The 18,380-nt window shown below is 63.3% G+C and carries 10 protein-coding genes and 1 pseudogene; 8 read left to right on the forward strand and 3 right to left on the reverse strand.

The features are described 5' to 3' along the window. Positions 1 to 122 precede the first annotated feature (122 nt). Positions 123 to 881 carry a DeoR/GlpR family DNA-binding transcription regulator gene (locus tag FFI87_RS18740; RefSeq protein ID WP_012366855.1) on the forward strand — a complete coding sequence of 253 codons (759 nt, stop codon included), beginning with the start codon at positions 123 to 125 and terminating at the stop codon, positions 879 to 881. A gap of 103 nt (positions 882 to 984) precedes the next feature. Further along, positions 985 to 2,766 (forward strand): phospholipase D-like domain-containing protein, encoded by a 1,782-nt coding sequence (locus tag FFI87_RS18745; protein WP_138849535.1) that lies wholly within the window; start codon positions 985 to 987, stop codon positions 2,764 to 2,766. A 129-nt stretch (positions 2,767 to 2,895) separates the two neighbouring features. Here FFI87_RS18745 and FFI87_RS18750 read toward each other — a convergent pair whose 3' ends face one another. The 3 genes and pseudogenes from FFI87_RS18750 to FFI87_RS18760 form a co-directional block, all read right to left on the reverse strand. Continuing rightward, positions 2,896 to 3,570, reverse strand: a complete 675-nt coding sequence (locus FFI87_RS18750) for a TetR family transcriptional regulator (RefSeq protein WP_012366853.1) — start codon at positions 3,568 to 3,570, stop codon at positions 2,896 to 2,898. 118 nt (positions 3,571 to 3,688) lie between these two features. Next, positions 3,689 to 4,957: an NAD(P)/FAD-dependent oxidoreductase gene (locus FFI87_RS18755; protein WP_138849534.1), complete on the reverse strand. Its 1,269-nt coding sequence runs from the start codon at positions 4,955 to 4,957 to the stop codon at positions 3,689 to 3,691. Positions 4,958 to 5,119: 162 nt separating this feature from the next. Continuing rightward, a pseudogene (locus FFI87_RS18760) lies at positions 5,120 to 5,714 on the reverse strand (lysine transporter); the annotation flags it as partial. Between the two features lie 407 nt (positions 5,715 to 6,121). Here FFI87_RS18760 and FFI87_RS18765 point away from each other — a divergent pair. The 6 genes from FFI87_RS18765 to FFI87_RS18790 all read left to right on the forward strand — a co-directional run bounded on the left by FFI87_RS18765 (position 6,122) and on the right by FFI87_RS18790 (position 18,329). Continuing rightward, positions 6,122 to 7,633, forward strand: a complete 1,512-nt coding sequence (locus FFI87_RS18765) for an aldehyde dehydrogenase family protein (RefSeq protein ID WP_126226063.1) — start codon at positions 6,122 to 6,124, stop codon at positions 7,631 to 7,633. A gap of 525 nt (positions 7,634 to 8,158) precedes the next feature. Further along, positions 8,159 to 8,665, forward strand: a complete 507-nt coding sequence (locus FFI87_RS18770) for a hypothetical protein (protein WP_138849533.1) — start codon at positions 8,159 to 8,161, stop codon at positions 8,663 to 8,665. A 3-nt stretch (positions 8,666 to 8,668) separates the two neighbouring features. Then, positions 8,669 to 13,264 (forward strand): calcium-binding protein, encoded by a 4,596-nt coding sequence (locus tag FFI87_RS18775; RefSeq protein ID WP_261378608.1) that lies wholly within the window; start codon positions 8,669 to 8,671, stop codon positions 13,262 to 13,264. A 103-nt stretch (positions 13,265 to 13,367) separates the two neighbouring features. Next, entirely contained in the window at positions 13,368 to 15,554 is a 2,187-nt protein-coding gene (locus tag FFI87_RS18780; RefSeq protein ID WP_138849532.1) for a type I secretion system permease/ATPase, read from the forward strand. Continuing rightward, entirely contained in the window at positions 15,551 to 16,894 is a 1,344-nt protein-coding gene (locus tag FFI87_RS18785; RefSeq protein WP_138849531.1) for an HlyD family type I secretion periplasmic adaptor subunit, read from the forward strand. Before FFI87_RS18780 ends, FFI87_RS18785 begins: the two co-directional genes overlap by 4 nt. After that, the gene (locus tag FFI87_RS18790) at positions 16,884 to 18,329 is read left to right on the forward strand and encodes a TolC family protein (RefSeq protein ID WP_012366846.1); all 1,446 of its coding nucleotides are present in this window, start codon (positions 16,884 to 16,886) and stop codon (positions 18,327 to 18,329) included. Before FFI87_RS18785 ends, FFI87_RS18790 begins: the two co-directional genes overlap by 11 nt. Positions 18,330 to 18,380: the final 51 nt, after the last annotated feature.

Genomic DNA, 18,380 nt, shown 5'->3' on the forward strand with positions numbered 1-18,380 from the left:
AATACAGAATTTCGCTGGCGTGAAACGCGGCCGCTGCCGGACGCGGCGCCGTCAAATGACAGTCAAACGGCCGTAATACAATGGCTGGCTTACCCATTACCAGTCGCCTCGGGCGCATTGCGATGCTGGCGGAACAACGTCATCAATACATTCTGTCGGAGCTCGGCCGCTCGGGCGCGCTGTCGGTTGCCGAACTCGTGCGCTCGCTCGACGTGTCGCGCGAGACCGTGCGGCGCGACCTGAACGCGCTCGCGGCGCGCGGCCTGCTCGTGATGACGCACGGCGGCGCGCTGGCGGCGGACCGCCGCGAGCCGAGCCTGTCCGAGCGCGAAGCGGCGAACGCCGAAGCGAAGCGCACGATCGGCCGACGCGCGGCCGAATTCGTGCCCGACGATGCCTCGGTGCTGATCGACTCGGGCAGCACGCCGCATGCGGTGGCGCTCGCGCTGGCCGACCGGCACCGGCTGTCGATCTACACGAACGACTGGCGCACCGCGTTCGTGCTCGCGCGCCGCAACGGCAATCGCGTGACGCTGCTCGGCGGCGAGCTGTCCGACGACGAGGACGCGACGTTCGGGCTCGACACGATCCAGCAGCTCGCGCAATACCACGTCGATTTCGCGTTCGTCGGCGCCGGCGGCATCACGGCCGACGGCGACTGCACCGACTACTCGCGGCTCGCCGCCGAAGTGCGCAGCCGGATGATCGCGGCGGCCGGCACGGCGATCATCGTCGCCGATCATTCGAAGTTCGGCCGCGTGACGCCGGTGCGGATCAACGGCACGGCGGCCGCGCGCTACCTCGTCACCGAGCGCATGCCCGACAAGGCCGTGCGCCGCGCGCTGGCCGCACGCGGCATCGAGCTGCTCGTGTGCGATTGACGCGGGCCCGACATACAAGGTTCATCGAACGGTCATCGCCCGGGAAGAACCGCCGTCAACACTGACCCATTCATCTCTTTCGGCCGAAACGCCAGGAGCACGAATGACCGTCAGCGTCCGCAGCTATCTTTCCCCCACCCTGGTCCTGCTGGCCTTCGACTGGCCCGACGCGGCGTCGCGCGCCGATTTCCTCGGCTTCGCGATCCGGCGCACGCCGGGCTTCTGGTCGGCCGACGGCAAGACGCGGGCGCCGAACAGCTGGCTGCCGAACCGGCTGACGTTCGACGGGCCGGCCGCCGACACGCAGGGCGACGCGCCGACCGACCAGGCGCCGATCCAGAAATTCATGTGGTGGGATGCGCGCATCGATCCGCCGGATCGCGATGCGTCGTTCCGCTATGACGTGTTTCCCGTCGTCGGCACGCCGGCGAACCTGCAGGTGCTCGATGCGGAAGCCGGCGTGTGCGATGTCGTGCTGCCCGCGCATAGCGTCGACGGGATCGGCACCTGGTTCAACCGCGCCGTGGTGAGCTCGCAGGCGTTCGCGAAGCAGGTCGCGGCGCTGGGTCTCGCGCCGGGCGCCGCGCCGAGTGACGCGCAGGCGCTGAAGTTGCGCACGTGGCTCGCGAACGACATGGAGCAGGTGTTCGCGGAGATGCTCGACCCCGCGTCGCGCGCGGTGTCTGCCGTCTATCACCTGACGGACCCGCTGTGGGCGCTGCCCGCGTTCGAGGCGTTCGGACGCCGGCACGGCGAAGCGTCGCTCGCGATCGTCTACGACGCACACACGACCGCGCGCAAGGGCAAGCCGGCGCTGCCGTCGCCGAACCAGCCGGCCGTCGACGCGCTGCAGGGCCTCGCGACGCTGGCGCCGCGCGATCGCACGCACATCATGCACGACAAGTTCATCGTGACCGACGCGCCGGGGAATGCGACGCCCGCGCGCGTGCTGACCGGCTCCGCGAACTTCACGACCGAAGGGCTGACGGAACAGGCCAACGTGCTGCACGCGTTCGATTCGCCGGCGCTCGCCGCGCTGTACAACGAGCGCGCGCATGCGCTGGCCGCGAATCCGTCGATCGCGGAGACGGCGCGGCTGTCGTCGGGCTGGTCCGCGCCGTTGACGGTGGGTAGCGCGCAGGTGCGCGTCGCGTTTTCGCCGGAGCCGGCGGGGCAGCGCACCGAGATCGATACGATCGTCGCCGCGATCGCGGCCGCGAAGCATTCGGTGTCGTTCTGCCTGTTCATGCCGACCGACGCGGCGCTGCGCGACGCATGCTTCGCAGCCGGCGACCGCGGCCTGATGATGTTCGGCCTGGTGAACCGCATCAGCGCCGCCAGCGCGACGAAGGCCGATGCCGCGCAGCACGACGGCCAGTCGCTCGATGCGGCGACGCTCGCGAACCTCGAGCTTTACCATCGCCAGCGCGATCGTCGCGACGTGATCGATGCCGCGTATTTCTCGCCGGCGACGGTGCCGCACGGTTTCGAGCCGGAGCTGCGCCTCTTTCCGGGCGAGCCGGCGCCGGCCTATCCGCCGGTCGTGATCCACCACAAATTCATCGTGATCGATGCGGAAGGCGCGAACCCGATCGTCTATACGGGCTCGGCAAACATGAGCCGCAATTCCGAGCAGTACAACGACGAGAACCTGCTCGAGATTCGCGACACGCGGATCGCCGCGATCTATCTCGCGGAATTCCTGCGGCTCTACGAGCACTATCGCGCGCGGGCACTGGCGATCGAGACGAAACGGCACGGCGCCGGTTCGCATCGGCAGCTCGCGCTCGCACCGGATTCGAGCTGGGCGAAGAAGTATTACGTGGCGGGGAGCCCGGAAGAGAAGGCGCGGATCGCGCTGGCGTCGACCGCGCCGACGGACTGACGCGTGGTGCATGACGCAAGACGCCTGCGCTCGGCCGGAAGCACGACGTGCTTCCGGCTCATGCCGGTTGCACGCGTCGTGCTGTCGTTCGGCTTTCGGGTGGAATCGCGCAGAAGCGCGCGGTGCGAACTACGCGGCGACGTAGCGCAGCACCGAGTCGGCGATCGTCTCGCGATGCCGCGCGCGCAGCCGCGGCGCCGACGGATCGCGGCCGAACGCGGCGCCGAACGTATAGCGGTTCGACACGCGGTGGAAGCAGAACGAGCTGATCAGCAGGTGCAGGTCGAACGCGTCGATGTCCTTGCGGAACGCGCCGCTCGCCGCGCCGCGCTCGAGCAGTTCCTCGAGCGTCTTGATGATGCTGACGTTGCGGTTCTTGAACGACTTCAGCTGTTCGAGATACTTCGCGCCGTGGATGTTCTCGATCGACACGAGGCGCACGAAATCGCGATGCTTGTCGTGATAGTCGAACGTGAATTCGACGAGCCGGCGCATGCCTTCGCGCGGCTCCATGTCGCCGACGTGCAGTTCCTGCTCAAGCGCGCGGATGTCGCCGTACACCTTCTCCAGCACGGCCTCGTACAGGCCTTCCTTGCTTTCGAAGTAGTAGTAGAGCATGCGCTTCGTCGTGTTCGTACGCTCGGCGATCGCGTCGACGCGCGCACCGGCGAGGCCCATCGCGGAGAACTCCTGCGTGGCGACGTCGAGGATGTTGCGCTTGGTTTGCTCGGGATCGTATTTGCGCCGCGCATCGGTCGCAAGCGCGCGGCTTTCGGACGTGGCGGCCTTGCTTGCAGCTTTCATGTGACTTTGTTGTGCGTTCGCGGCGGCATGAAAAAATCATTCTAGCATGCAGGAAATCGCCATCCTGCCGACTCGCCGCTCTAATCGACGGCGCGGTTTGGGCCGCCGCCGCGGCGGTTCAGCGCCGGCACGACGCGAGTGCGTCGCGGGCCTGGTACGCGGTGTACGTGAGCTGCGCGGCGGCGAGGCCCGCGAGCCCGAACGTGCGCGTGAGCCCGAACGCGGCGAAGCCCTCCGGCACCGGCCGCTCGCCGGCCAGCGCGGCGGCGAGCGCTTCGCCGGCGACGGTGGTGGGCGCCATCCCGTGGCCGCCGAACGCGATCGCGTGCCACACGCCGTCCGCGTCGCGCCCGATCTGCGGCATCTTGTGCCGCGCGTAGCTCATCAGCCCGCCCCACGCGTATTCAACCTTCACGCCGTCGAGCTGCGGATACACGCGCAGCAGGTCGCGCCGCAGCAGTCGCGCGATCGCGTCGGGGCCGCGGTCGAGCACCGAGATCCGGCCGCCCCACAGGATCCGCGTGTCCTTCAGCGGACGGTAGTAGTCGAACGCGAAACGCGTGTCGTAGATCGCGTACGGCGCATCGATCGCGTCCGGCAGCCGCGTGCCGAGCGGTTCGGTCGCGATCACGTAGGTCGCGATCGGCAGTACCGCGCGCTCGATGCGCGGCGACACGCCGCGCGCATAGCCGCCGCCGGCGAACACGACGTCCTTCGCGCGCACCGTGCCCTGCGCCGTGCGCACGACGTAGCCGGCGCCTTCGCGCGCGATGCCGAGCGCGGCCGAGCGTTCGTACACGCGCGCGCCGCCGCGCGACGCGGCCGCCGCGACGCCGAGCACGTACTTGAGCGGATGGAAGTGGAACGCGTTCGGCTCGAACAGGCCGCCGTGATAGCGCTGCGTCTTCAGCCGCGCGCGCAGCGCGTCCGTCGCGACGGGTTCCCAGTCGACGTTGAATTCCTGCTTCATCAGCGTGCGCACGCTTTCGAGCCGCGACGGATCGTCGAACCAGTTCGCGAGCATTACGCCCTCGTCGACGATGTCGCAGTCGATGCCGTAGCGGGCGATCCGCGCGCGGATCAGCTCGACCGCATCGACGGTGAGCCGGTACAGGCGACGGCCTTCGTCGCGGCCGAGCGCGCGCAGCAGGTCCGCGTTGTCGAGGCTGTAGCCGCCGAACACGAAGCCGCCGTTGCGGCCCGACGCGCCGAAGCCGACCCGTTCGCCGTCGAGCACGACGACATCCTGCACGCCGCGCTCGACCAGACCGAGCGCGGTGCACAGGCCGGCGAGGCCGCCGCCGACGATGCACACCTGCGTATCGATCGGGCCGGTCAGTTGCGGGTAGGGCTGGCGGGTAACGGTGGCTTCGTAGAAGTTCTGCATGCGGTTTCGGTGACTCTTGACGGCGGAAAAACAGGCGGCGCGCGTCGATCTTGCCTGAACGCGCGCGCCGCGTCGAATGGGGTTTTCTGCGCAGCGGCCGTCGCGCTCGGGCGGCGGCCGTTGCGTTACCGGAATGACCGGGCTCGCCGGGCTTACCGGACGTCAGGCGCCCGGCGTCGGGTTGGCCGGGCTGGCGACGAAGGCCGGATAGCCGGCGTCGGGCTTCTGCGTGGTGTCGGGCGTTGCGTTGCGCTCAATCCACGGCGCGATCTCCATGTTCTCGCAGCGCACGAGGCGGCATTTGCGCACCAGCGCGTAGCCGAGCCAGATCGCGAGGAAGAACGGCACGCCGATATAGGTCGCGGCCACGCTCGCCCAGTCGATCTTGCTGCCCATGAACGCCTGGTAGTCCTGCCCCAGTGCGACGACCGCGCACAGCACGAACGCGAAGATCGGGCCGAACGGGAACCACTTCGACCGATACGGCAGCTGGTCGAGGCGGTAGCCCTGCTTCAGCAGACCCTTGCGGAAGCGATAGTGGCTGATCGCGATGCCGAGCCACGTGATGAAGCCGGCCATGCCCGACGTATTCAGCAGCCACAGGTACACCGTCTTGTCGCCGTACAGCGACGTGAGGAAGCAGAGCGCGCCGACGGCGGTGGTCGCGTACAGCGCATTGCGCGGCACGCCGCCCGGCGACAGCTTCGCGAACAGCCTCGGCCTCGCGGCCTTCGACCGCGAGGCCGCAGCACGCGCGGCAAACGATATTTCCGCACAGGGTAATGCCGGATAGTCATCAAGTCGCGGCCGGCGGCAACGCGGCGGCCCGCCCGGTCACGGGCTTTGGACAAGTCTCATGCGGTGAAGGAAAGCGGGGGATTCGTCCCGCCAGGGTGTTGCGTTTTCGGAATGAAGTCGTGAGTTAATATCAATAGCGGGCCGACTTGTGGCCACCGACAATGTGTCTTATGGATCGCGCGTCGCGAGGCGACGGCGTGCCGGTCGACCGGGGTTGCGGCGGCGGCGCGCGGGCGATGCGCCGGGCGGCGCATCGGGCCGGCCGGGGCGCGCATCCGCTTGCACAAGGCGCGCGAACGCGCTCCAATCGAATCACGCGGGCGGCGCTGCCGCCGCACCGATCAATCTGTCCCTGAAGAGGAAGTGATGCAATTCAACGACATTCTTGCTGCGCTCGACATCGATCTCGCCCGGTGGAAAGGCACTGCGCTGACCGCGCGTTCGCCGCTCGACGGCGCGACGCTGGCGACGCTGGCGGTCGACTCGCCCGCCGACGCGGAGCGCAAGATCGACGCCGCGCACGACGCATTCCTCAAGTGGCGCACGGTGCCGGCACCGGTGCGCGGCGAGTTCGTGCGCGTGTTCGGCAACGTGCTGCGCGAGCACAAGGCCGAGCTGGGCCGCCTCGTCACGCTCGAAGCCGGCAAGATCACGTCGGAAGGCCTCGGCGAAGTGCAGGAAATGATCGACATCTGCGATTTCGCGGTCGGTCTGTCGCGCCAGCTCTACGGCCTGACCATCGCGTCGGAGCGCCCGGGTCACCGGATGATGGAAACGTGGCACCCGATCGGCGTGTGCGGCGTAATCTCGGCGTTCAACTTCCCGGTCGCGGTATGGGCGTGGAATGCGGCGCTCGCGTTCGTGTGCGGCGATTCGGTCGTGTGGAAGCCGTCGGAGAAGACGCCGCTCACCGCGATTGCGTGCCACGTGCTGCTCGAGAAGGCGATCCGCGAATTCGAGAAGACCCATCCGGGCGTCGCGCCGCAGGGCCTGAGCCAGCTGGTGCTCGGCATGCGTGATGTCGGCGAGGTGCTGACGTCGTCGAAGAAGGTGCCGGTCGTCAGCGCGACGGGCAGCGTGCGGATGGGCCAGGAAGTCGCGAAGGTGCTGAGCCAGCGTCTCGCGCGCGGCATCCTCGAGCTCGGTGGCAACAACGGGATGATCGTCGCGCCGAGCGCCGACCTCGACCTCGTGGTGCGCGCGGTCACGTTCGCGGCGGTCGGCACGGCCGGCCAGCGCTGCACGACGCTGCGCCGCCTGATCGTGCATCGCAGCCTGGTCGAGCAACTGCTGCCGCGCATCGAGAAGGCCTATGCGTCGGTGAAGGTCGGCAATCCGCTCGAGGAAGGCACGCTCGTCGGCCCGCTGGTCGACCGCGCGTCGTTCGACGCGATGCAGAAGGCGCTGGCCGATGCACGCGAGCAGGGCGGCGAAGTGAAGGGCGGCGAGCGCGTGGACATCGGTCACGCGGATGCGTACTACGTGCGTCCGGCCATCGTGCGGATGCCGAAGCAATCGGCGGTTGTCGAGCGCGAAACGTTCGCGCCGATCCTGTACGTGATGATCTACGACAACTTCGACGATGCGATCGAACTGCACAACGCGGTGCCGCAAGGCCTGTCGTCGGCGATTTTCACGAACGACATGCGCGAGGCCGAGCAGTTCATGTCGGCAGCGGGCAGCGATTGCGGGATCGTCAACGTGAACATCGGCACGAGCGGCGCGGAGATCGGCGGCGCGTTCGGTGGCGAGAAGGAAACGGGCGGCGGGCGTGAGTCGGGTTCGGATGCGTGGAAGGCGTATATGCGTCGCGCGACGAATACGATCAACTACAGCCGTCAGCTGCCGCTGGCGCAGGGGGTGAAGTTTGATGTCTGATGTCGGGTGGGACTGGCGTGTTGCTCGCGCTGATTTCATCCGGTGACTGATATAGCGTCGTAATCGTTTCAAGCGGGAAAGCCGGCCATGGGCCGGCTTTTTTGTTTTCTGGTGCGACGATTGATTTTATGGCTGGTTTGGGGGCGCTTTCGCTTGCGTGAAATCGCCGATAGCGTGTCGGAGATAAGAAATCGTACAAGTACGGGGTTTTGGAATTATTTTCAATATTTCGTATGCGTATGAAAATAAGTGGATTTCTTGTTTTCTTTCAATTCTTTCTATATCTTCATGGCGTTGCATATCGCTGGCGGTTAGTGTGACTTGTGGATTTTGTTTGGTAACGTTTAGACACATTGATTAGGTATCCGTATGAAATGGTGGCGAGAATCGAGAGATCATGCATGTGCTAACGGGCGCGAAGAGGGAGCACGCCGTCGGCCACTATTGATTGCGGAGGGGGGAGGCGCAGGGCCACGAAATGTCCTTTCCTTCTTGATCGAGTTTTATCGTCGAAGTCCTGCACTCATGGCTTTGCATTTCGCGGGCGCGCTGATCGCGTGGTTCGCACCTGATGACGCGCTGAAGCGTTGGCCTGTGCTGAAGCCAGCGGTGACAGCAATCGGAGAAGTATTTCCATTGCTGCCTAAGGCAATCGAGAAATCTCTGTTTCCGGACGTCACCGCGCTCTATTTCGCACTGATGTTGGCCGCGGTACCTATCAGAATATTTGAAGGCTTTCGCCTTTGCTATGCAGAGAGGAAGGGAATAGTTGCTGGGTACTGCGACTACTCGTGGAAAAGAAAGATTTTTGCATTTCTGGTTGCGATCTTGTTTTTATATGGGAGTGTGTTTCTTTTGATTTTTCATGGTCAATATTTTGACTGGAATTTTATGTCTGTCGGAAAGTCGAGATTCTGGCTTGGAATGGTCGGGCCATTGTTTGCTGGTGGGTATCTGATTATTTGCTTTATTGCGGCGAGCGTTGCGATTATTTCTTTGCTGTACTGCATGTTTTATGATAATTGGAGGTGAAATATGGCTTGGTATGAGCTCGATGAGTGGGATGCGTTGGGTGCATCGGGAGAGGGAATGAGGGTGGCCTTGCAAAATATCGCTGCTCAACTAGAGAAAATATCAGACAGTTCCGCAAAACTATCCACTGACGCTGCCGCGCGCGCTGAATATGCGCGAATGATGTGGAAAAACATTGACGCGCTCAGTGTGGGGGCGATTAAGGCGCTCGATAGCGTAGATCGTAGTCTGCTTGATGCTCAAGTAATTTCGCGAGTCGAAGCTATGCGAGCAGAATTGGGCAAGATGCACTCATTTGCAGAAATTGCTCAGGAAGCTGGCACATCTGCGAAACGGATGACTGCGATTGGGGCGCAGCTGGGCGGTATTATTTCTGCCGTTCAATTGCTGTGGGTTGTCAAGAACCCAAACGCATCCTCTTATGAGGTAATTGACACCGCAGTTGGAATATTGGGCGGCATTGTTGGCGGGGCCGTGGTCACTGCATTACTACCTGCCTCCATTTCTGGCTTTGCCGTGGGCGTTGCCACTGTGGGGGGCGGTATGTTTTTGGGAGCCTTGGCTAAAGGCGCTTGGGAGGAATATATTGCGCCGAACGTCCTTGGCCTGACCGCTGACAACAGCCCGCTTTTCCGTGATGAAGTGTCACGCACCATTGACCATATGATGGGAATGTCGTCGTCTGGCGTGACCGTGGCGAGTATTCGCAATGACGGAGACTGGAAGATCACGACGTACAGTAATGGTGTCGAGATAAAAATGTCTACCCTATCGCTCAAAGATTACCGTCCGGGTTTTGAGCCAGGATACGTTGCAGTCGGGAGTCAATGGGAAGGATATTCAATTCAGATCACCACACCCAGCGGAAAGAACGGTCATACTGTTCAGTACATTGGGCAGTCCGGTACGGTCACGAAAACCGATACGAACGGCGACGGTGTGTTCACCTATGTCAAGAAGGAAACCCGCCTCGCCGACGGCGCCAGCGTAATCCGCGAGGACACCAACGGCGATGGCGTTGCGGACCGCAATTTCATCGTGAACGGCGGCCAGCGTTACGACTTGTCCAACGTCCGCGATGCCGCCTTTGCCGACAGCCTGCTGTCGCGCTATCGTGCCTCCGGACTACTGAGCGGCACGAGCTATCTGGATCTGAGCCAGGTCATTTCCCGGACGCTGACCTACGGCGGGAAGAATGATTACGGCTTCACGATGCCATCCGGCTGGTACAACCCGATCGGCGCGTTCTACGAAGCGAAAAGCCTCGAACTCGACACCGCGGCGTCGATCGCGAACAAGACTCCGGTATTGCTCAATGCACAGCGACAAGGTTTGAGTGCTGAAACACTGCGCTCGCTCGATACCAACCGCGACGGCAAATTGTCCGGTGCGGAACTCAATGGCCTGCAGGTCTGGGTCGATATGAACGAGGACGGCATCGCGGATGCCGGCGAATTCCGCGCGCTCCATCACGCAGGTATTTCCGAAATTCGTGCCGTCGATTTCGACATCGTGACTCGTGGCAACAGCCGATATGCGAACGGCCCAGCCACCGCGCCGCTCAAGGGCAGCGAGGTCGCGGGCCAGCCAGGGCGCATCTATCTCGCCCCGGCTGTTCCCTTCTCCAATTACCGTGCGCTGCGCGACACCGACAACACGTACTGGATCAATTCCAGTCAGTTCATCCACTTCGGTGCGCGTCAGATCAAGATCAACAACGGCAATCGAACCTATCTCATCGGAACCGACGGAAACGACGTATTCGACGCGAACTACTACGCCGCGTACGGCCACTGGATCAACAGCGGTTTGCTCGTAAACTTCCTCGCCGGCGGCGGTGACGATGTAATGGGCGGCAGCTGGCGCAACGACAATCTGTGGGGCGGCACCGGCAACGACACGCTATTCGGCTACGACGGCGACGATCGGTTGTACGGCGAAGAAGGCGACGACGAGTTGCAGGGTGGTGCAGGCAACGACGTGCTCGATGGGGGCTCCGGAAACGATTCGCTGTTTGGCCAGGCCGGCAACGACATCATGAACGGCGGCGATGGCGACGACATCATGATGGGCTTCACCGCATCCAACGAAGCGAAGCAGGCACTCGCACCGGGAGAAACGGACGACGACGTCATGTACGGTGGTGCGGGCAACGATCGGATGTGGGGCGGCCTCGGCAACGACTACATGGACGGTGGCGACGGTGCAGATCTCGTCAGAGGCGGTCACGGAAACGACACGATATTCGGTGGTACCGGCAACGACGAATTGCACGGCGACGAAGGCAACGACCGACTTCTCGGCGAAGCCGGTCACGACCGGATATTCGGTGAAGCGGGCGACGACGTGATCTGGGGCGGCGATGGTGACGACGTACTGGTCGGCTTTACCGCCGACAACGATGCGAAGCAAACGTTGTCGTGGGGCGAGACCGACAACGACGCGCTATACGGCGGCAACGGAAACGATGCATTGTATGGCGGTCTTGGCAACGACTACCTCGATGGCGGCAACGACGACGACTTCCTCGACGGCGGAGAAGGCGACGACACGCTCTTTGGCGGCGCCGGCAGCGACGAGTTGAATGGCGGTAACGGCAACGACGTCCTGTCGGGGGAAACCGGCAACGACAAGATTTTCGGCGGCGCGGGCAATGACACGATCTGGGGCGGTGATGGTGACGACATTCTCGTCGGCTTCACCGCCACCAATGATGCGAAGCAGTCTCTCGCCGCATGGGAAACCGACGACGACACGATCTACGGTGGCGCCGGCAACGACCTGATTCTCGGCGGCCTCGGCAACGATCTGCTCTATGGCGAGGCAGGCAACGACGAAATTCAAGGCGGAGCCGGCCACGATCGGCTGTACGGCGGAGACGGCAACGATCGCCTGTTCGGTCAAGTCGGCAACGACATCCTGTATGGCGGCGCGGGCGACGATCTGCTGGTAGGCTTCACCGGCGACAACGAGGAGAAGAGGACGCTGGCTCCGGGCGAGACGGACGACGACTATCTCTACGGCGGAGACGGCAGGGATACGCTGCTCGGCGGTCTCGGGAACGACTATCTCGATGGCGGCGCTGGTGCGGATCACATGGAAGGCGGGCAGGGTAACGACACCTATATCGTCAACAGCGTCAACGACGTGATTCTCGAGTACGCGAATGAAGGTTACGACACGGTGATCAGCAGCGCGAACTACATCCTCAATGCCAACATCGAGGAATTGCGCCTCGTCGAAGGATTCGACATCAACGGCACGGGGAATGCGCTCGATAACGTGATCGTAGGCAACAGCGCGGACAACATCCTGGACGGTGTGACGGGCGCCGACACGATGATCGGCGGCAAGGGCAATGACACCTACTACGTCGACAACGTTGGCGATCGTGTGGTGGAACGGGCGGGCGAAGGGATCGATACGGTTCAGAGCAAAATCAGCTACGCGCTGGGCGACCATGTCGAGAACCTGAATCTGCTCGATTTCGGCAAACCGGAAAAGGGTCTCGTCGATGGCGCGTCCGTACTGGTATACGGTTACCCGAAGGCGAACGAACTGGATTACATGCAGGGCGACGCGGTTCCGACGTTCCAGGGAACGTGCGCGCTGACGTCGATCGCCAATCTGCTTACACAGATCGGGACGCCGACCACGGAGGGGGAGGTGGTCAGGCGCGCGATCAACAACCAATGGGCGATCACCAGCCCGGCCGCGACCGACTATCAGCGAGGCGGATCGAACTACGTCCAGCAACAGGCGCTCCTGAAAAGCTACGGCATTACGAACAATCTGCTCGCGGGATACGACGAGCATGCGGTCGCGAATCTGGTTCGAAGCGGTCGGGGTGTGATTCTCGCGCTGAACGCCGGTCGGCTCTGGGGAGATGGTGCGTATCTCGACAGCGGCGGCGTCAATCACGTCGTTACGGTGACCGGCGCGGTATATGGCGAGGCAGACGGTGCGCTCAAAGGCTTCTACATTGCCGATTCGGGGCGTCAACGCGTCAGCGACATGACCCGTTACGTGAGCCTTCAGGAGTTCAGGTCGGCGGCTAACGTACCGAACTCGTATGCGATTTACACGGCCGAAGCGCTGAAACTGTGGAACGAGGACATAGACGGCACGGGTAACGCACTCGACAACACGATCATCGGCAATCGCGGCAACAACGTGCTGGATGGTGGTGCCGGCAACGACATCCTGGTCGGCGGCTTGGGCAACGATACCTATCGATTTGGCCGCGGGTCCGGCCACGACACGATCCAGGACGACGACGAAACGCTCGGCAACAACGATGTCATCAGCATCGGGGCTGGTGTATCCGCGGATCAATTGTGGTTCCGTCACGTCGGCAACGATCTCGAGATTAGTATCCTCGGCTCCAGCGATACCGCGACGGTTCGGGACTGGTACTCGGGATCGCGCTATCAGATCGAGCAGATCCGCCTGGACGACGGTCGGACGCTCGTCAACGCCGATGTCGAGAAGCTGGTGCAGGCCATGGCGGCATGGTCGCCGCCGGGTGCCGGGTCGGTCACGCTGTCTCCCGGGCATCAGGCCGCGCTTGCGCCGACGCTGGCGACGAGCTGGCGTTAATTCCCGGTTGTCGAAGGTCGGCCCGTCCGGTTGCACATTGCGTGCGAGCGGACGGCCTGCTGCCGGCCGTGTCGCATTTCCCTCCTCGCCTTGTGTTCCGTTCATGGACAGTTCCACTCTCCGGCCTCCGGCGTCGTCTCCGGCGCAGGATGTCGACTCCGGTCTCGCCGTCGTTCTGACGATGGCCAGCCTGCACGGCATCGCGGCCGACGAAGCCGCGTTGCGACATGAATTCGGCTTCGGCCATTTCGATACTCAAACAATCCTGCGAGCCGCGCGCTCACTTGGCATGACGGCCCGGGCCGTTCAACAGAACTTCGAACGACTGGATCGGGCGCCTTTGCCCGCGGTCGCACAGATGAAGGGCGAAGGTGGCTATTTCGTGGTCGCGCAGTATCAAGCCGGGGATGGAACGCGCGCGCCTCGAACGCTTGTCCAGTTTCCGGGCGAGGCGCCAATCGTGATGACGCGCGAGCGTCTTCTGGAAATCTGGACGGGTGAGCTCATCTACTTCACGAGCAAGAGCAGCATTGCGGGCACCTTGGCGCGCTTCGATTTCAGCTGGTTCATTCCGGCAATCGTCACATATCGAAAACTGCTGGGCGAAGTCCTCGTGATTTCTCTCGTGTTGCAGTTGATCGCGCTTGCCACGCCGCTCTTCTTCCAGGTGGTGATGGACAAGGTGCTGGTCAATCACGCGATGAAGACGTTGAACGTGATCGCCGTGGGGTTGATTTGCGCGACGCTGTTCGAAGCGGCGCTTTCGGGGATACGAACGTGGGTCTTCGCGCATACCAGCAGCAAGATCGACGTCGAACTCGGCGCGCGGCTCTTCCGTCATCTTCTGGCATTGCCGCTGGCATGGTTTCAGGCGCGCCGTGTAGGCGATTCCGTCGCCCGTATTCGCGAGCTGGAGAACATTCGCGCGTTCCTCACCGGCAACGCCGTGACGCTGGTGATGGACCTCGCGTTTTCGTTCGTTTTCCTCGGTGTGATGCTCTGGTACAGCGCGTGGCTCACGTTGATCGTCGTCGTTTCGATTCCGCTCTACGTGCTGTTGTCGGTCGTGTTTACGCCGATCATTCGGCGGCGCCTGAACGAGAAATTCAACAAGGGCGCCGAGAATCAGTCGTTCCTCGTTGAAACCATCAGCGGAATCGATACGGTCAAGGCGATGGCACTCGAACCGCGCTGGACGGACCGATGGGACCGTCAATTGGCTGCTTATGTGAGTTCGGGCCTGTCGGCGACCAACGTTGCCACGATTGCAAGCGGTGGCGTGACGTTGATCAGCAAGCTGGTCACCGCGGCGATCATGTGGCTGGGCGCCACGCTGGTGATCGACGGAAAGTTGACTGTCGGCGAGCTCGTCGCGTTCAACATGCTGGCCGGGCAGGTATCCAGTCCGATACTGCGTCTCGCGCAGCTGTGGAACGACTTTCAACAGGTGGGGATTTCGATGGGGCGCCTCGGGGATATCCTGAACGCGGCGCCCGAAACCGCAGCGAAAAAGACGCGAGTACCCCGTCTCGCCGGTGCGATCGAATTCGACCAGGTATCGTTTCGCTACCGGCCGGACGCGAGCGATGTCATCCGGCAGATCTCCGTCAGGATCGCGGCGGGCGAGGTCATCGGAATCGTCGGCCGCTCCGGGTCGGGCAAAAGCACGCTGACCAAGCTCGCTCAACGGCTATACGTGCCGGATCGGGGGCGAGTGCTGGTCGACGGGCAGGATATCGCCGTGATCGATACGGCGAGTCTTCGCCAGCAGATTGGCGTCGTTTTGCAGGAAAACACGCTGTTCAATCGTTCGGTACGGGACAACATTGCGTTGGCTCGCCCCACCGCGCCCATCGACGCCGTGATCGATGCAGCGAGGCTGGCCGGCGCACACGAGTTCATCTGCGAGCTTCCGGAAGGATACGACACGCTCGTCGGCGAGCATGGCACAGGGCTCTCGGGCGGCCAGCGGCAGCGCATCGCCATTGCTCGCGCATTGATGACCGATCCACGCATCCTGATATTCGACGAGGCGACCAGCGCGCTCGACTACGAATCCGAAGCGATCGTACACGCCAACATGCGGGACATCTGCGCGCGCCGCACGGTATTGATCATTGCGCATCGGCTCTCGGCGGTGCGCGATGCCGACCGGATTCTTGTGATGGACCGCGGGCAGATCGTGGAAATCGGTACGCACGACAAACTGCTGCGCATACAGAACGGCATCTACGCACACTTGTATTCGCTGCAACAGGGCAGTCGCGACGTAGCGGAGGCGCGGATATGAGCATGCGACAGCAGGCAGAGGCCTGGCGTGAACTGGTCGGGCGTTATCGCGATGTCTGGCGTCACTGCTGGAAGCGGCGTCATCGGATGACGCTGCCGGCATTCAGCGCAAACGAGGCCGAATTTCTGCCGGCGGCGCTGTCCGTCCAGGCTGCACCTGTCTCGCCGGCAGGCCGGTGGGTCGCGCGCATTCTCATCCTGCTCGTGATGACGGCGATCGTCTGGTCGTATTTCGGGAAAATCGACATTGTTGTCGACGGCGGCGGCAAGATCATTCCATCTTCCCGGACCAAGACATTGGCGGCGGTCGAAGTGGCGAGCGTCAGGGCGCTGCACGTGCGCGACGGGCAGATCGTGAAGACTGGCGATGCGCTGATCGATCTCGACACACGCGTGATCGACGCCGAACGTCAACGGGCGGACGGCGACCGGCTGAATGCGGTACTGCAAGTCGAGCGTGCACGGGCGCTGATCGACGCGATCGACACGGGGCGCCAACCTAGACTGGCGGATGTGGAGGGCGTGTCGCCCGAGCGACGGCGCGAGGTCGAGCGACACCTGCTGGATCAATGGCGCGATTTCGTTGCACGGCGGGACCGTCTCGACAGCGAAATCCACAGATACGGTCAGGCGGCTCCGCTTGCGGCGCGTCGTGCGGACGATTACGCCAAGTTGATGAAGACCCGTGACGTTGCGGAGCACGCGTGGATCGAGGCCGAGCAGCAGCGTATCGATACGGCGGGACAGCTTGCGGATGCTCGTCACCAACGCGCAGCGCTCGTGGCAGAGACGCGAAGGAATGCCCAGGATGCGTTGAACGATGCGCAGCGTATCGTGGACGCGTCGTCGGGCGACATGCGGCGTGCGGAGGCGCACGGGGAATTGCTGCGCCTGACCGCGCCGATCGACGGAACCGTCCAGCAGCTTGCAGTCCACACGATCGGCACAGCGGTACCGGCTGCGCAGCCGCTGATGCAGATCGTGCCGCGCGAGGGGGCGGTCGAAATGGAAGCGTTCGTCGACAACAGGGATATCGGCTTCGTCAAGGAAGGGCAGGCCGCCAGCGTGAAGATTGACGCATTCGAGTACACGAAATACGGCACGTTGTCGGCGACCGTGCGTCATGTCTCACGCGATGCGATAGACGACGAAAAGAAGGGACTCGTCTATTCGGTCAGGATCATGCTTGATCGTTCGACGCTGGTAGTAGACGGTCGCGAGATCGCACTGTCGCCGGGTATGTCGGGTAGTGCCGAGATCAGAACCGGTACGCGGCGGGTGATCGAATATGTGCTGTCGCCGTTGCTGCAGCATACGCGGGAGAGTTTGCGTGAGCGATAACGGCAAGAAAGCGGGTGGAATGCGTCGCTGGATCTACGCTCTGATGTTCTTCGTTTCGTTTGCATGCGACGCTGAAACGCGCGGCTTGCCGGACGGCTTCGTCGATCCGTTGTCGACTCGTCCGCCAGTATTGGATGCGGAGCCCAGATTACCTGGCGACGACATGCCGGTTGCGTGTTCTTCATCCACGGACCTGACGAAACCGCTGACGATCGGCGATGCGGTTGACCTCGCGCTGTGCCACAACCCGCGCGTTCAGGTGGCGTGGGCATCGATCAAGATCCAGGCTGCCGCGCTGGGCGAAGCCAGCGCGGCATGGCTTCCCACCGTCAATGGGTCGATCAGCCAACTGGCAACCTACAACCGATATCAGGATGCGCGAACGATGAATACGCACGGCGTCGGCAGGACAATGAATGCCAGCCTCAACTGGAGATTGCTCGACTTTGGCGGGCGGGCTGCGAACCGCGCCGCGGCGCAACAGCTGCTGACGGCCGCGTTGGCTGGTCACGATGCCTCGATGCAAAAGGCGGTCGTGGATGTCATAGGAAGCTATTTCGATGTCCAGAATGCGCAAGCGGCGCGTATAGCGCGTACCGAGTCCGCGGAGTTGGCCGAGTCCACGTTGCGTGCGTCGCGTCAGCGGTTGGTCAGGGGCGTCGCGTCCCGAGCAGACGTATTGCAGGCTGAGGCGGCATGGGCCAAGGCGATATTGGCCGCACGGCGAGCGGACGGGGATGTGGCGCGTGCGCGTGCGGAACTGGTCTTTGCGGCGGGGCTGCCTGCGGGCACGCGAATCGAGGTCGAGTCGGCAATCGTACCGGTAGCGTCGGATGCGGAACGCCAGTTGAGCGACTGGCTTCGCACCGCAGAGGAAGCTCACCCGGAAATCCGGGCTGCACGTGCTAAATGGAAGGCTGCGGAAGCGAAGGTGACGACCACACGGTCAGAAGGCATGCCGACCGTCGATCTAAGCGGCACGCTGTCGCGGAACGGCTACCCGAATCAGGGGTTGCAGTCAGTGCGGGCGACGCAAACCAGCATCGGCCTGACTTTGACGATTCCGTTCTTTGACGGCTTTTCTCGCACGTATCGGATTCGCGGCGCGCAGGCTCAGGCCGAACTGGCACAGGCACAGCTTCTCGATACGCAGCAGCAGATTCTGCGTGACGTGCTGAAGGCCCATGCCGACGCGGAGACGACGGCGGATAGCCTGGATGCGTCTGCACGCTTGCTGGCTGCGGCGGAAGCGGCGCTGACATCGGCGCGCAATCGTTACGCGTTCGGCGCAGGAGATATTCTGGAACTGCTGTCGGCACAAGCGGCGCTTGCCGATGCCCGCCAGGAACGGGTGCGAACGCTGGCCGAGTGGGAAGCGGCACGGCTGCGCCTGTTTGCCAGCGCTGGCGTCATCGGACGATGGGCATTTCGGTAGTACGGGAGACGGCCGTCTCGACAGCCACAGTCTGCGCCCGGCCGTCTTTGT

It is taken from the genome of Burkholderia sp. KBS0801 (genome assembly GCF_005937855.2).
Lineage (GTDB): Bacteria > Pseudomonadota > Gammaproteobacteria > Burkholderiales > Burkholderiaceae > Burkholderia > Burkholderia ambifaria.

Coding starts and splice junctions, on each gene's coding strand:
- FFI87_RS18780 (WP_138849532.1), top strand. CDS start 13,368: ATGGACAGTTCCACTCTCCGGCCTCCGGCGTCGTCTCCGGCGCAGGAT.
- FFI87_RS18785 (WP_138849531.1), top strand. CDS start 15,551: ATGAGCATGCGACAGCAGGCAGAGGCCTGGCGTGAACTGGTCGGGCGT.
- FFI87_RS18740 (WP_012366855.1), top strand. CDS start 123: ATGCTGGCGGAACAACGTCATCAATACATTCTGTCGGAGCTCGGCCGC.
- FFI87_RS18745 (WP_138849535.1), top strand. CDS start 985: ATGACCGTCAGCGTCCGCAGCTATCTTTCCCCCACCCTGGTCCTGCTG.
- FFI87_RS18770 (WP_138849533.1), top strand. CDS start 8,159: ATGGCTTTGCATTTCGCGGGCGCGCTGATCGCGTGGTTCGCACCTGAT.
- FFI87_RS18765 (WP_126226063.1), top strand. CDS start 6,122: ATGCAATTCAACGACATTCTTGCTGCGCTCGACATCGATCTCGCCCGG.
- FFI87_RS18755 (WP_138849534.1), bottom strand. CDS start 4,957: ATGCAGAACTTCTACGAAGCCACCGTTACCCGCCAGCCCTACCCGCAA.
- FFI87_RS18775 (WP_261378608.1), top strand. CDS start 8,669: ATGGCTTGGTATGAGCTCGATGAGTGGGATGCGTTGGGTGCATCGGGA.
- FFI87_RS18750 (WP_012366853.1), bottom strand. CDS start 3,570: ATGAAAGCTGCAAGCAAGGCCGCCACGTCCGAAAGCCGCGCGCTTGCG.